The sequence below is a fragment of the Bauldia sp. genome, from assembly GCF_020442045.1.
Lineage (GTDB): Bacteria > Pseudomonadota > Alphaproteobacteria > Rhizobiales > Kaistiaceae > Bauldia.
The window spans coordinates 1-14,844 of sequence record NZ_JAGRLA010000036.1; the positions used below are offsets into that span (position 1 = coordinate 1).

11 protein-coding genes, 2 tRNA genes and 1 pseudogene are annotated in these 14,844 nt (G+C 64.9%); 3 read left to right on the forward strand and 11 right to left on the reverse strand.

Annotated features, from left to right (window positions below):
- From KDJ86_RS04390 to KDJ86_RS04405, 4 genes and pseudogenes are all read right to left on the reverse strand, one after another.
- Window positions 1-482, reverse strand: a pseudogene (locus tag KDJ86_RS04390) (hypothetical protein); the annotation flags it as partial.
- Between the two features lie 198 nt (window positions 483-680).
- Entirely contained in the window at window positions 681-2,039 is a 1,359-nt protein-coding gene (tig, locus tag KDJ86_RS04395; RefSeq protein ID WP_291743421.1) for a trigger factor, read from the reverse strand.
- Window positions 2,040-2,167: 128 nt separating this feature from the next.
- Window positions 2,168-2,252, reverse strand: a tRNA-Leu gene (locus KDJ86_RS04400).
- 102 nt (window positions 2,253-2,354) lie between these two features.
- Window positions 2,355-3,803, reverse strand: coding sequence for an NAD(P)H-hydrate dehydratase (locus tag KDJ86_RS04405; RefSeq protein WP_291743443.1), 1,449 nt, complete (start codon window positions 3,801-3,803; stop codon window positions 2,355-2,357).
- A gap of 302 nt (window positions 3,804-4,105) precedes the next feature.
- Here KDJ86_RS04405 and KDJ86_RS04410 point away from each other — a divergent pair, with 302 nt between their 5' ends.
- Entirely contained in the window at window positions 4,106-4,444 is a 339-nt protein-coding gene (locus KDJ86_RS04410; RefSeq protein WP_291743424.1) for a P-II family nitrogen regulator, read from the forward strand.
- A 109-nt stretch (window positions 4,445-4,553) separates the two neighbouring features.
- The gene (gene glnA / locus KDJ86_RS04415; RefSeq protein ID WP_291743427.1) at window positions 4,554-5,963 is read left to right on the forward strand and encodes a type I glutamate--ammonia ligase; all 1,410 of its coding nucleotides are present in this window, start codon (window positions 4,554-4,556) and stop codon (window positions 5,961-5,963) included.
- Between the two features lie 85 nt (window positions 5,964-6,048).
- Here glnA and KDJ86_RS04420 read toward each other — a convergent pair whose 3' ends face one another.
- The 4 genes from KDJ86_RS04420 to KDJ86_RS04435 all read right to left on the reverse strand — a co-directional run bounded on the left by KDJ86_RS04420 (window position 6,049) and on the right by KDJ86_RS04435 (window position 11,878).
- On the reverse strand, window positions 6,049-8,760 hold the full coding sequence (locus KDJ86_RS04420) for a valine--tRNA ligase (RefSeq protein WP_291743430.1): 2,712 nt from the start codon (window positions 8,758-8,760) through the stop codon (window positions 6,049-6,051).
- A gap of 82 nt (window positions 8,761-8,842) precedes the next feature.
- Window positions 8,843-9,541: a DUF2497 domain-containing protein gene (locus tag KDJ86_RS04425; RefSeq protein ID WP_291743433.1), complete on the reverse strand. Its 699-nt coding sequence runs from the start codon at window positions 9,539-9,541 to the stop codon at window positions 8,843-8,845.
- Between the two features lie 107 nt (window positions 9,542-9,648).
- On the reverse strand, window positions 9,649-11,040 hold the full coding sequence (locus KDJ86_RS04430) for a TolC family outer membrane protein (RefSeq protein ID WP_521085255.1): 1,392 nt from the start codon (window positions 11,038-11,040) through the stop codon (window positions 9,649-9,651).
- 166 nt (window positions 11,041-11,206) lie between these two features.
- A complete protein-coding gene (locus KDJ86_RS04435; RefSeq protein WP_291743435.1) occupies window positions 11,207-11,878 on the reverse strand; it encodes a protein-L-isoaspartate O-methyltransferase family protein in 672 nt (223 codons plus the stop codon).
- A gap of 151 nt (window positions 11,879-12,029) precedes the next feature.
- Between KDJ86_RS04435 and KDJ86_RS04440 the strand changes: the two genes are divergently transcribed.
- Window positions 12,030-12,103 (forward strand) — tRNA-Cys (locus KDJ86_RS04440).
- Between the two features lie 23 nt (window positions 12,104-12,126).
- On the opposite strand, the gene KDJ86_RS04445 is transcribed toward KDJ86_RS04440, so the two are convergent.
- From KDJ86_RS04445 to KDJ86_RS04455, 3 genes are all read right to left on the reverse strand, one after another.
- The gene (locus KDJ86_RS04445) at window positions 12,127-12,903 is read right to left on the reverse strand and encodes an ABC transporter ATP-binding protein (RefSeq protein ID WP_291743438.1); all 777 of its coding nucleotides are present in this window, start codon (window positions 12,901-12,903) and stop codon (window positions 12,127-12,129) included.
- A complete protein-coding gene (locus tag KDJ86_RS04450; protein ID WP_291743439.1) occupies window positions 12,900-13,922 on the reverse strand; it encodes a FecCD family ABC transporter permease in 1,023 nt (340 codons plus the stop codon). Before KDJ86_RS04450 ends, KDJ86_RS04445 begins: the two co-directional genes overlap by 4 nt.
- 10 nt (window positions 13,923-13,932) lie before the next feature.
- Window positions 13,933-14,844: TonB-dependent receptor domain-containing protein (locus KDJ86_RS04455; RefSeq protein ID WP_291743440.1), on the reverse strand; the 912-nt coding region annotated here is incomplete at its 5' end.

Below are 14,844 nucleotides of genomic sequence, written 5' to 3' on the forward strand. Positions count from 1 at the left end.
CCGAGGATCGAGTCGTTGCCGACGCCGCCCTTGACCTTGTCGGCGCCCTTGCCGCCGTTGATGACGTCGTCGCCGTCATTGCCGTTGATCTTGTCCTGCCCCTTGTAGCCGTAGAGAACGTCGTCGTCTTCCGATCCCTTGATATTGTCGCTGCTCGAGAAGATCTTCTTGCTGAGGCCGGGAAAATTCTTGCTGAAATAGTGGTCCATGTTGCTCACCGAGAGGAGCAACTTGCTGAGTTCGTACTGGACGTCGCCGTTGATCACCACGTCGATCGAGGTGATGACGCCGACCTTGGGGACACTCCCGTTATAGACCAGCCCGTGCCCGTGCATCCGGAAGGTGACGCCTGCGTCCTCGTCGATCGCCGTCACCGTCTTGTGGGTGCGGTTTATCAGCTTCATGTCGGTGAAATGCGACAGGAGGCTGAGCTCCGACAGCTTCTGGGTGTTGACGGCTACGTCCGCTGCGAATTTGACCATTGTCTTCCTCCTCGACGGCCCTGGCGACGGGGCGATGCCCGCCGGGCGGACGGCCATTGGTGCCGGAAGATATTAACACTCTGTCAAGGAATCGGGCCGTCCGGCAGGACAGGCATCGACCGCGACGATCATGACACCGTCGCGGCCGCGTGTCTGCGACCTCGGAATCCGGGTCAACGCCGCCGAGGGGGCGGCCGCCTACGAGGCGGCGGCGGTCTCTTCCTCGTCGTCGCGCATCAGCTCCTCGCGCGAGACGGTCTTGTCGGTGACGTTGACCAGTTCGAGGAGGAAGTCGATGACCTTCTCCTCGTAGATCGGCGCCCGCAGCGACGCCACCGCGTCCGGATTGGAGCGGTAATATTCGACAAGCTCCTTCTCGCGTCCGGGGAACTGGCGGAGCTGGGCGGAAAGCGCCCGTTGCACCTCTTCCTCGGTCACGTCGATGTTGTTCTTCTCGCCGATCTCGGAGAGCACGAGCCCGAGCCGCACGCGGCGCTCGGCGATCTTCTGGTAATCGGCGCGCGCCGCCTCCTCGGTCGTGTTCTCGTCCTCGAAGGTCTTCTGCGACTCGCTGAGCTCGGTCGTCACCTGCCGCCAGATGTTGTCGAATTCCTGCTCGACCATCCGCGGCGGCAGATCGAACGTGTGGAGCTCGTCGAGCTGGTCGAGGATCTGGCGCTTCACCTTCTGGCGCGTCGCCATGCCATACTGGTTCTGGAGCTGCTGGCGGATCGCGTCGCGAAGCTGATCGAGGTTCTCGACGCCGACCTTGGTCGCCAGCTCGTCATCGATCTGGACCGGATCGGGGGACGAGACCTCCTTCACCGCGATGTCGAAGGTCGCTTCCTTGCCGGCGAGATGGGCTGCCCCATAGTCTTCGGGGAAGGTCACGGTGATGACTTTTTCCCCGCCCGCCGACATGCCCTCGAGCTGGTCGAGGAAGCCGGGAATGAACTGCCCCGAGCCAAGCTGGACGGTGGCGTTGTCGTCGCCTCCGCCCTCGAAGGGCTCGCCGTCGATCTTGCCGAGATAGGAGATCAGCATCCGGTCGCCGTCCTCCGCCTTGCCGTCCTTGGGCGAGAAGCTCCGGGTATTCTCGGCGAGCCGGGTGAGCTCGGTCTCGATCTCCTCGTCGCTGACATCGGCGACCGGCCGCTCGACCTTGATCGACTTGAAGTCGCCGAGCACCACATCCGGCAGGATCTCGTAGGTCATGGTGTAGGTCAGGTCGGCCTTGCCCGTCAGCACCTGGTCGGCCTCGCCCTCCTCTTCCGGCAGCTTGAAGTCGGGCTGCTGGGCGGCGCGCTCGCCGCGTTCGGACAGGGTGTCCCGCGCGACATCCGAGATCAGCTTCTGGACGATCTCGGCCATTGCCGACTTGCCGAACATCTTGCGCAGGTGATTGACCGGCACCTTGCCGGGCCGGAAGCCCTTGAGGCGCACTTCACCCTGAAGCTCGTTGAGGCGGGTTGTCAGGCGCTCGTCGAGTTCCGAAGCGGGAACCTTCACCTCGAATTCGCGCCGCAGCCCTTCGGCCAGTGTCTCGGTCACTTGCATGGTGTCACGCTTCCGTTGATTCGCTCGTTCAATCCGTTCGTCCGGCCGGTTGATCTGACCAGCAAAAATCCGTTCGTGTCGCGCGGTTCGATCCGTTCATCCCTGAACGATGATGTGACCGAAGGCGGTGGTGCGGGCGGAGGGGCTCGAACCCCCACGACTTTCGTCACGGGAACCTAAATCCCGCGCGTCTACCAGTTCCGCCACGCCCGCGGACCGCGACGGCCCCGGCCGAGGCGCCGCCTCTATAACAACTGACTTCGCCCCGATCAAAGGGAAAGCTACGCCGCCAAACCGTCTTTCTTGCGCCCGCGCCTAGTCGGCCAGCCTTGACAGCAGGTTCGGCAGCGCTTCGGGGATATCTTCCGCGATAAGCCCCCGCCCCACCCGCGCCGCCGCCGCGCCGTGCATCCACACCCCGGCGGTCGCCGCGTCGAAGGCCGCCATGCCCTGTGCCATGAGTCCGCCGATGATACCGGCCAGGACATCGCCCGCCCCTGCTGTCGCAAGGTATGCCGGCGCGTTGTCCGCGATTGTCCCAAGGCCGTCCGGAGCCGCCACGACGGTGTCCGGGCCCTTCAGGACAACCACCGCGCCGGAGCGCAAGGCGGCTTCCCGGGCCCGATCGAGCTTGGAGGCCATGATGCTCAAGTCCGGGAAAAGCCTTGCGAATTCGCCTTCGTGCGGGGTCAGGACCACCGGCGCCGCGCGATTCCGTATCCGCATGAAGAGAGCGTCCGGCGACTCCGCGAAAGACGTCAATCCATCGGCGTCGACAACCGCCGCCGCGCTTGCCTCCAGTGCCGCCGAAACCATTGAGATTGCTGCATCTCCGACCCCGAGCGCCGGCCCGATCACCACCGCGTTCTTGCGCCGGTCGGCGAGAATCTCGGCCAGTCCCTCCGCCTCGTACATCCGCGTCAGCATGATCGCGGTCAGATGCGCCGCATTGGCGACGATAGCGTCCGGCGGCGAGGCCACCGTCACCAGCCCCGAGCCGATCCGCAGCGCCGCGCGCGCCGCAAGCCGCGCGGCCCCCGTGCCGGTCAGCGGACCGGAGACGACCACCGTATGCCCCCTGTCGTATTTATGGCCGTCGATCATCGGGCGCGGGAACGCGTCGATCCAGACCGCGGGATCGTTGTGGAACGCCGCCGGCCGTATGTCCTCCAGGATACCGGGGTCGTGGCCGATATCGGCAAGGGTAATCGGGCCGGCCAAGAGCCGGCCGGGGAGCAGCAGGTGACCGGGCTTGTAGCGGAAGAATGTCACGGATTCCCTCGCCATGACGGCGCGCCCGAGGATTGCGCCCGAGCCGCCGTCGACGCCACTCGGCAGGTCGACCGCAAGGATCGGCAGTCCGCTCTCGTTGGCACCATCGATGAGGCTGGCCGCCTCGCCTTCGATCGGCCGGTCCAGTCCCGCGCCGAAGAGCGCATCGATGATGAGGTCATGCCCGTAGGCGAAGTCGCGCTGCGCACCCCGGACCTCCCCGGTCCAGCCTCGCGCCGCGAGGCTCGCGTCGCCTTTCAGGTTCTGCCGTTCGCCGAGCAGGAAGACCGAAACATGATAGCCGTTCTCCTGCAGCAAGCGGGCGGCGACGAAGCCGTCGCCGCCGTTGTTGCCCGGGCCACAGAGCACAGCAATCCGCGCTCCGGCCGGGGTCATCCTCGTCGCGGCGGCGGCCACGGCGGCGCCTGCGCGCTCCATGAGGAGCGAGCCCCGCAGGCCGGAGGCGATCGCGCGCCGGTCCGCGTCGCCCATTTCCCCGGGCGTCAGCAGTTCGACGGGATCGGCCCCCGCCTCCACCGCCTCTTCCTGGGCCCTGCCAAGAAGAGTTTCGAACCGTTGGGCCCACTCTTCGTCAATTGATGAATTATTCGCCAATTGCATATTCCTTAATCACCGATTGACTGTCTTTGAGACGGCAAGCATGGTGTTATCCACCGACTAGCTTAATTTTCCGGCGGCTTCTACCGACCGGCGAAGTGGCATGGAGTCTGCAAACCACGGCGCTGGCCGGCAGTCGGTCTACGCCGCCGCACACTTTCGGAGAATTGGAATAGATGAAGAAGATCGAGGCGATCATCAAACCGTTCAAGCTCGACGAGGTCAAAGAAGCGCTTCAGGAAGTAGGACTTCAGGGCATCACGGTCACGGAAGCCAAGGGGTTCGGCCGCCAGAAGGGACATACCGAGCTTTATCGCGGCGCCGAATACGTTGTCGATTTTCTTCCCAAGGTGAAGGTCGAGGTCGTCTTGGGTGACGAGATGGTGGACAGGGCCGTCGAGGCCATTCGCAAGGCCGCCCAGACCGGGCGCATCGGTGACGGAAAGATATTCGTGTCCAGCATCGAAGAGGCAGTCCGCATCCGGACCGGCGAAAGCGGCATGGATGCCATCTAGACGCAGATCCGTTCAGCAGAACCCAAGCCACGACTGAGGCTGTCACCACGGCTTGCCGGCCATCGACAGCTGCAATCACACCATCGAAGTACAGGAAAAGGAAAATACCATGGCAGGCGCCAAAGACGTCCTCAAGATGATCAAGGACAAAGACGTCAAGTTCGTTGACTTGCGCTTCACCGATCCACGCGGGAAGTGGCAGCATGTCACGTTTGACGTGGCGATCGTCGACGAGGAAACTTTCACCGAGGGCGTTATGTTCGATGGCTCGTCGATCGCCGGCTGGAAGGTGATCAACGAATCCGACATGAAACTGATGCCGGATCCTGTGAGCGCTACGATCGACCCCTTCTTCGCCCAGACCACCCTCTCCGTGGTCTGCGATGTCCTCGAGCCGCTGACCGACGAGCCTTACGAGCGCGATCCCCGGGGCATCGCGAAGAAGGCCGAAGCCTACATGAAGCAGACCAAGGTCGGCGATACGGTCGTGTTCGGCCCGGAAGCCGAGTTCTTTGTCTTTGACGACGTCAAGTATGCGGCCGAGCCGTACAATACCGGCTTCAAGCTCGACGACGTCGAGCTGCCGATCAATTCCGATCGGAACTACGAGATGGGCAACCTCGGCCACCGGATGAAGATGAAAGGCGGCTATTTTCCCGTCGCGCCGCAGGACAGCCTGCAGGACATGCGCTCCGAGATGCTGTCGACGATGGCCGCGATGGGCGTCAAGACCGAGAAGCACCACCACGAAGTCGGCGCCGGCCAGCACGAGCTCGGCATGAAGTTCGACGACATGGTGATCACTGCCGACCGGCTGCAAATCTACAAATACTGCATCCACAACGTCGCCGACGCCTACGGCAAGACGGCGACCTTCATGCCGAAGCCGGTCTTCGGCGACAACGGCTCGGGCATGCACGTCCATCAGTCAATCTGGAAGGGCGGCAAGCCGATATTTGCCGGCAAGCAATACGCTGACCTCTCACAGGAATGCCTGTGGTACATCGGCGGCATCATCAAGCACGCCAAGGCGATCAACGCCTTCACCAACCCGAGCACCAACTCCTACAAGCGCCTGGTGCCCGGCTATGAGGCGCCTGTGCTTCTTGCCTACTCGTCGCGCAACCGCTCGGCTTCCTGCCGTATCCCGGTGGCAAGCTCTCCGAAGGCCAAGCGCGTCGAGGTCCGCTTCCCCGATCCGAGCGCCAACCCGTATCTTGCCTTCGCCTCGATGCTGATGGCCGGCCTCGACGGCATCCAGAACAAGATCGATCCCGGCAGCCCGATGGACAAGAACCTCTACGACCTGCCGCCGAAGGAACTGAAGAAGATACCGACGGTCTGCGGATCGCTCCGCGAGGCGCTCTCCAGCCTCGACAAGGATCGCAAGTTCCTGACCGCTGGCGGCGTCTTCACCGACGACATGATCGACGCCTATATCGAGTTGCGGATGGAGGAAGTCATCCGCTTCGAGCAGATGCCGCATCCGGTCGAGTTCGACATGTACTACTCGGTGTAGCCGGGCGGACAGACATCGATACGAGGAAAGGGCGCCCCACCGGGCGCCCTTTTCACGTCCGCCTCCGATCGGGAAATCCTGGAGCTCAGGCCTGCGGCGCCAGGCGGCCCAGCGCTGCCTCGGTCTTGGCTTTCAGGGCGGAAGCCTCCGCAAGCCGCTCGCGCTGCTCCTCGATCACATCTTCCGGCGCCTTGGCGATGAACTGCTCGTTGCCGAGCTTCGCTTCGATCTTGCCGACTTCCTTGGTGATCTTTTCCACTTCCCGCGACAGCCTTGCCCGCTCGGCTTCGATGTCGATGATCCCCGCCAGGGGCATCGAGAAGGTCGCCTCGCCGATAACCATCTGGACCGCGCCCTCGGCCGGCGCACGGGCAAGCGCCAGCGACTCGACCCGCGCCAGCCTCTTGATGAAGAGGTCATGGGCCTGCAGGCGGGCCGCCGTCGCGAAAGCCGCTCCCGAGACCGAAAGCTCGACCTTGGCACCCGCCGGTACATTCATCTCCGAGCGGACCGAGCGCACGGCGGAGATGACGTCAATCAGCCAGGTGACCTCGTCGGCGGCTTCCGGGTCCTCGAAGACGGGTTCGGGCCATTCGCTGAGTGCCAAAACCGTCCGCTCCGCATCCTCGCCGTCCCGCGCCCACAGCTCCTCGGTCAGGAACGGCATGAAGGGGTGGAGCAGCGCGACGATCTGGTCGAGAACCCAGGCAACGGTGGCGCGCGTCTCGCTCTTCGCCGCGCCGTCTTCCCCGCTGAGGACCGGCTTGGACAGTTCCAGATACCAGTCGCAGAAGAGGTTCCAGGTGAACCGGTAGAGCGCACCGGCGGCGTCGTTGAAGCGGTAGGCTTGAATCGCGGCGGCAACCGCGGTGGCGGCGCGCGTCGTCTCGGTCACGATCCAGCGGTTCAACGTCTCGGTCAAGGCGGCGGGATCGAAATCCGCGACGCGCTTGCACTCGTAATGCTCGCCAAACCGCGCGGCGTTCCAGAGCTTGGTCGCGAAGTTGCGGTAGCCCTCGACGCGGCCGGTCGACAGCTTGATGTCGCGGCCCTGCGCCGCCATCGCGGCAAGGGTGAAGCGAAGCGCATCCGCCCCGTATTCGTCGATCAGGACGATGGGGTCGATGACGTTGCCCTTCGTCTTCGACATCTTGGCGCCCTTCTCGTCGCGGACGAGGGCGTGGATATAGACGTCGCGGAAGGGCTCCTTCCCCATGAAGTGGAGGCCGGTCATCATCATCCGGGCGACCCAGAAGAAGATGATGTCGAAGCCGGTGACCAGGGCCGTCGTCGGATAGTAGCGCTTGAGCTCCGGCGTCTCATCCGGCCAGCCGAGCGTCGAGAAGGGCCACAGCGCCGACGAGAACCAGGTATCGAGCACGTCCTCGTCGCGGGTCAGTTCGGTCGGCTCGCGATAGTGGGCCTCCGCTTCGGCATTTGCCTCCTCCTCGCTCGCCGCGACGAAGACCTTGCCGTCCGGCCCGTACCACGCCGGAATCTGATGACCCCACCAAAGCTGGCGGGAAATGCACCACGGGCGGATGTTCTCCATCCAATCAAAGTAGGTCTTCTCCCAGTTCTTCGGGACGAAGACGGTCCGGCCTTCGCGCACCGACGCAATCGCCGGCCGGGCGAGCGTCTTCGCGTCGGCATACCACTGATCGGTCAGATACGGCTCGATGACGGTCGTCTTCGACTTCTCGTCATGGGGCACCATGACGGGCTTGTCCTCGATCTTGTCGAGCAGCCCCTTCTCTTCCATCATCTCGACGATGCGCTTGCGCGCGCTGAAGCGATCGAGCCCGTTGACCGCTTCGATCGTCGCCTTCAGCTCCTCCGGTTCCGGGACACCGTCGAGGAAATCGGCATTGCCATCGAGAACGACATTCGCCTCGGGGTCGAAGATATTGACCATCGCCAGGTCGTGGCGCTGGCCGACCTCGAAGTCGTTGAAATCATGCGCCGGCGTGATCTTGACCGCCCCCGATCCCGTCTCCGGGTCGGCATGTTCGTCGGCGACGATCCGCAGCTTGCGTCCGACCAGCGGCAGGATCGCGTTCTTGCCGATCAGGTCCTTGTAGCGTTCGTCGTCCGGATGGACGGCGACGCCGGTATCGCCGAGCATGGTTTCTGGGCGGGTCGTCGCCACGACGATGAACCGGCCCTCCTGATCCTCGATCGGATACTTGAAATGCCAGAGGTGCCCCGGCATCTCGATATTCTCGACCTCGAGATCGGACACCGCCGTCTGCAGGTTCGGGTCCCAGTTGACCAGCCGCTTGTCGCGATAGATCAGCTGCTGGCGATAGAGGTCGACAAACACCTTGGTGACGGCCCGCGACAGCCCCTCGTCCATGGTGAAGCGTTCCCGGCTCCAGTCGCAGGAACAGCCGAGCCGCTTGAGCTGGTTGATGATCAAGCCGCCGGATTCGGCCTTCCATTCCCAGACCTTCTCAACGAATTTCTCCCGGCCGATCGCCCGCCGGCCAGGCTCCTGCCGCTCCATCATCTGGCGCTCGACCACCATCTGGGTGGCGATGCCGGCGTGATCCATCCCCGGCTGCCAGAGCACGTCCCGGCCGCGCATCCGCTCGAAGCGGACAAGGATGTCCTGAAGCGTGTTGTTGAGGGCGTGGCCGATGTGCAGCGAGCCGGTCACGTTCGGCGGCGGTATGACGATCGAATAGGGCTCGGCACCCGGCTTCGCGCCGGCGCCCGCCTTGAAGGCATCCGCTTCATCCCAAAGGCCGCTGACGCGCGTCTCGACCGCGGCCGCATCAAAGGTTTTGTCGAGCATGTCCGATCCGGAAAAATGGGCGGTGCCCGTGTAAATCGGATGGATTTGCCTAAGTCAATAATGGCGGTGTGAAATGCGCCGGCTAACGCCGCCCGCGCGCCACCCGCTCGATTTCCTCACGAACCAGCCTCTCGACCATCGACGGCAGGTTGTCGTCGAGCCAGTCGCGGAGCATCGGCCGCAGAAGATCCTCCACCAGATCGTCGATCGTCCGGCCGCTTCCCGAAAGGACCGAGGTCGCGAGTTCGTGAAAGGAACCGGAGACCGCCGCATCCGCCGCGCTGGAAAGCAACGGTTGCGGAGCGGCATCGCGCATAGCGATCTCCGGTGGCAGGGACGCCGGAAAAGGCTCGACCGCCGGCTCCCCGACCTCCCCCGTCTCCTCGACAACCGCGACCGACGCGGGACGCACCGGTTCCTCGCGACGATCCGGCCGGCTCTCGCCGACGGCCGTCTCGTCCCGCCTGATCTCGGCGCGCGCCTCTTCCATCGCCCGCGCCATCGCCCGCTCGACGGCAGTATCCCGGCGCGGCTCGGATAGCTCACCGGCAGGCGGAGCATCCTCGACCTCGATCGCGGGCTCTTCCCGAGGCTGGACGCTCGGCATGGCCATGGCGGTCGCGGTCGGCGGCGAAAACATCGGTGTGACGTTGTTGACCGGAATCGGATCGGTCGATGCCGCGGCAGGGGCCGGGCTCTCCTCGCCGTCCGACATCATGCTCCGGATGGAGGCAAGAATCGCGTCCATCGCCTCGTCTTGTGCCTGACCTGATTTGGTCATGCCGCCTTCCGCCTGGATGATTCGCCGAGTTTCAACAGACTAGCTGAGTCGGCGCCGGGGCGGAATCCCCGCGGAATCGGTTGCCGGCGGCGGAAAACCGTCCTGGATCAGCGGCCGTCCGGAGTCCGGAGCCCCATCCACTTGTCCTTCACCGCATCGTAATGCTCGGTGGGATCGTAGACCGTGACCGGAAGCCCGAGCGCCTGCGCGTTGAGCCTGCCGACGGCGGCGACCAGGCCATAAGCCGCAACCACCCGGTCGCGCTGAGCGGTGACCTGTTCGACCTGGGCTGCGAGCAGGTCCTGCTGCGAATTGAGGACGTCCAGCGTCGTCCGCTGGCCGACGCGCCGCTCTTCGATGACGCCCGAAAGGACGAGCTGCTGGGCGGAAACCTGGGCCGCCGCCGAGCGCACCACGGCGCGCGCCGCGTCCAGCGATCCCCAGGCCGAAATCAGGGTCTGGCGGACCTCGGCACGAGCCGCATCGAGTTCAATGCGCCGTTGACCGAGGGTTTCCTTGCGCTGACGCACGTTGGAGGCAACTTCGCCGCCCTGGTAGATCGGGACGCTCAGGACGCCCGTGATCGCCGCGGAATCATTCCAGCTTCCCTTGTAGCTGGCGTCGTCGCGGTGGGTGACCGATCCTCTCACCGAGACACTCGGCAACAGCGCCCCCTCGCTGATCCGCACGTTCCATGACGCGACGTCGATATTATAGAGCCCCGCGACGATGGCCGGGTGCTGCTTCTGAGCCATGGCCAGCGCGGCATCGAGGGTGCTCGGCACCAGCTTCTCGACACCATTGATCGAACCAAGCTTGGCCGGCTTGTGGCCGACGACCTGCACATAGGTCGCGATCGAGCGGTTGAGCTCGGAAACCGCGGCGGCATAGTCGGACATCCCCTGCGACAGCCGGGCTTCGGTCTGCGCGACGTCGGTCCGGGTACCCTCACCCACATCGAGGCGGTCCTTCGCGGCCCGCACCTGCTCGCGAAGGAATTCGACATTCTGGGTGGTCAGATTGACGACCACCTGCGCCCGGACGACGTCCATGAAAGCCGAGACGGTATTGAACAGAACCTGCTGCTCGATCAGCTTGAGCTGCTCGCGCGCCGCCCTGACCGAAGTTTCGGCCATGTTCACCGAATTCTTGGTCCGAAAGCCGAGGAAGATGGGCTGTTCCACCGAGAGGCTCACCCCCCTCGGATTGGTCGCCGTCGACCAGCTTGTCCCGAGGATCGACTTGGTTGTCTGGAAGGCATAGTCTCCGGTGACCGAGATGCGCGGCCGATATCCGGACTTTGCCTGTGGCACGCCCTCGTCGATCGCCCTCAGTTCGGCGCGCGCCGCATTGAGATCCGGATTGTTGGTATAGGCAGACGCCATCGCCGCGGTCAGCGATTCAGCGGAGGCTTGGCCAAATCCAAGCGACGCGGCAACGCAAAAGACCGTCGCAGCCCAAATACCACGCCTGAATAACACTACGGGCCCCCTCAACACTGGCGTTAGCGGCGATCGCCGGATGCCACTCAACTCTGCCCAACTGCGGCTACTTTAGTCGCCTTGGCCCCTCCGTCAAACGCTCCAGCGCCCGGCATGGCGAAAAGACCGATGGTGCGACGAGGAAACAACACGAGCCGTTCGACCTCGCAGGTGGAAACCGGCTCTAGAAGACGAACGACTTTGGCGCCTGGAACCCTGGCAGCGGCGGCAAATGAACGTCGAACACGGCGCGCCCCCCGAAATCGTCGTCCGTATGGGTGTAGACCATCGCGGGCGCCGCCCGGCCGTAGCCGACAACGGCCACCAGGCGTCCGCCTTCCTTGAGCTGATCGAACAGGTTCTGCGGCACGGTCTCCACTGCGCCGCCGAGCAGGATGACATCATACGGCCCCTCCGACGGATAGCCCGCCTCGAGGGGGCCGGTCACCACCGCAACATTGTCAATGCCTTGGTCGAGGAGATTTTCGGATGCCTTGGCGGCGAGTTCCTCGTCCGACTCGAGCGCGACCACCGAACCGGCAAGTCGTGCGAGGATCGCTGCCGAATAGCCGGTCGGACACCCTACGACCAGAACAAAATCGGACTGGCCGATCTCAGCCTCCTGCATCAGGCGCGCGAGGGGCGTCGGCCGCATCAGATACCGGGCGGGCCTGCCGGCTGCCGGCTCGGCGACCAGGATATCGTCGTCGATATAGGCGAACTGCCGCGACGCCGCCGGAAGAAACCTCTCCCGGGGAATCTCGGCCATGGCGCGCAGGACGTCATGATCGGTGACACCCTCGGTTCGAATCTGCGTGTCGACCATCGTGGCCCGCGCACTGGCGAAATCGGTCATGGTGTCGATTCTCAAGAAAACGGCCCAAAGCTAGTCCGTTCCTACCCGCGCCCACTGCGGGTGACAAGTCGGCAATCCGGCGCAGGCCAACTTACGCCGACGCACCTGTTGCCTAAAGCGCGGCAAGCATTTACATGCTCGCTCATCGGATGGCCTCGTGGCGGAGTGGTTACGCAGCGGACTGCAAATCCGTGCACCCCGGTTCGATTCCGGGCGAGGCCTCCAGACATCCCGGCGCTGCCGCGCTCTCAGATGACAGACCGCGGCACGACAACCACGGCACCGTTCCGTTCGAGAATATCGGCGCGAACGCCGAAGGTCTTGCCCAGCCGTTCTTCGCTCAGCACGTCGCGCGGCGGCCCCGAAGCGACCACCCGCCCCTCGTCCAGAACGAGCACCCGGTCAGCGTAGCGCGCCGCCATGCCGAGATCGTGGAGCACGGAAATGACGGCGCCTTTGGCGGCATGGCGCTTCAGGATATCGAGGACGATCAGTTGGTAGCGCGGATCCAGTGACGCGGTCGGCTCGTCGGCGAGAATCAGGGGCGCTTCCGTCGCCAGCACCCTTGCCAGCGCCACGCGCGCCCTCTCGCCGCCGGAAAGCGTCGTCACCGCGCGGTCGGCGAAGCCGGAAACCCCGGTCTCCTCCATCGCCCGGGCAACCGCTATCCGGTCCTCCTCGGAAAGGTCGGCGCCCGCGCCGCGCGGCAGCCGTCCGAGCCCGACCACTTCCGCGACCGAAAGCGGCCAGTGGAAGACGTGCCCCTGCGGCAGATACCCGAGACGCTGAGCCCTCTGCTTTCGGGAAAGTCCTTCAATCGGCGCCCCGCCCAACAGGACTGCCCCGCTCGACTCGAGCAGGCCGGCCGACGCCTTGAGCAGTGTGGTCTTGCCCGCACCGTTCGGACCGACAACCGCGAGAAACTCCCCGTGCCGGGCCTCGAACGCGATGTCGGAGAGGATCGGTGTCCCGCCGAACGAGACCGAAAGGCCGCTCGCCTCGATGACAGACGCTTCGGCGTTCATACCGATGCTCCGGTCAGTTCGCCACGTCGCTTGAGGATCAGTATGATGAAGAACGGCGCGCCGATCAGCGCCGTCAGCACGCCGACCTTGATCTCGCTGGCCGAGGGGATGAGCCGAACCGCGATATCGGCGGCGAGCAGCAGCGCCGCCCCGGAAAGCGCCGCGGGAACCATCAGCCGCCCGGGATCATGGCCGACCAGCGGTCGCACGAGATGCGGTGCGACCAGCCCGACAAAGCCGATCGATCCTGCCACGGCCACCCCTGCCCCGACAGCCGCCGCTACCCCGGCGACGACCCGCAGCCGGATACCGGCAAGGTCGAAACCGAGGCTCTCGGCCGCTTCCTCACCAAGTGTCAGGGCCCGGAACGCGCGTCGGTCCCATATCAGCAGCACGGCCCCGACCGCCATGAACGGCAGCGCGATGATCACGTGCCGCATGCTGCGGTCTTCCAGCGACCCGAGCAGCCAGAAGGCGATTTCAAGTGCTGCAAACGGATTCGGCGCAAGGTTGAGGGCGAGCGCTGTCCCCGCCCCGGCGAGGCTGGAGACGGCGAGGCCGGCGAGAATCAGGACGAGGAGGCTCGCCCTCGGTCCCGCCACCAGCAGCAGCAGCCCGACCGAGACCAGGGCGCCGATGATCGCCGCGACCGGAAGCGCGATCGAGAGGACATCGACCAGTGCGAGCGAAATGACGCTCACCGCCCCGAAGGCCGCCGCCGCCGGCGCGCCGAACAGCGATGGCGACGCCAGCGGATTACGAAGGAGCCCCTGCAGCGCCGCGCCGGCGAGGCCCAGCGTTCCACCGATCATCACGGCGAGCAGCGCCCGCGGCAGCCGGATATCGATGACGATGATCCGCGCCGCCTCGCCACCATCGCCGACCAGCGCCCTAGCCACCGTGCCGGGAGAAAGCCAGACCGGCCCGACACCGAGGGAGACGAAGAACAGGATGACGACCAGCAGCGCCAGGGCGGCGATCAGGCGACCATCCCTCCGCCCCCCCGCAGCAAACGTCATCCGTCCCCCGTCAGTTGCTCCACTTCAGCCCGGCATAGGCCGAAAGCCCGGCGCTGTTATAGCCCGCGGCGTCCTCATAGGGCGTGTCGAGCAGATTCTCCACCCGCCCGTAGATCGTCGTCGTGCGCGTCAGCCGGTAGTTGGCCGAGAGGTCGATCCGCGTATAGGGATCGAGCTTCACGGTATTGGCGTCGTCGTCGTAGCGCGGCCCGACATAGGTCGCGATCAGCGACGCCTCGAGGTTGTGGATGCCGGTATAGATCAGTGACAGCGAGCCCGTATCCTGGGCACGCCTGCCAAGCTGCATGTCGGTCGTCAGGTTGCGGGCATCAAGATAGGTGTATGTCGCCTTGGCCCTGAACAGGCCGGGCACGATCATCGCGTCCGCCCCGATCTCGACGCCCGAGGTCTCCACCTTGTCGATATTCGAGTAGTTGCCCCATGGCGGCAGCGTGAAATCCCAGTCGATCATGTGGTCGATCTTGTTCCAGAACCCGGTCGCCGACACGGTCAGGCGCCCCGCGAGGAGAGACTTCTCGATCCCGAGGTCGCCACCGACGCTGGTCTCCGCCTTGAGGTCGGGATTGTAGCCGATCTGGAAAGCCGTCGGCCGCTTCGCCCCGGTGCCGATGCTGCCGCGGATCGCCGCGCCGATCCCGGGCATCGCGTAATGGGCCGTCGCCCGCCCGGTGGTGAAGCCCTGGCCATCGACCTCGCCGTCATACCGCCCGGCGAAAGAGAGATTGAGCCTCTCCCCGACCGGCAACTGGTAGAGCAGATAGCCCGCATAGAGCAGAAGGTTGTTGTCGAAGGTCGGATCGGTCAGGTCGCTCTGCGTGCCCATGGCGCTTTGGCTTTCGACGCGCGCACCGCCCAGCAGCGACCCGGCATTGCCGAGATTGACGAGCTTCTGGTACTCGAC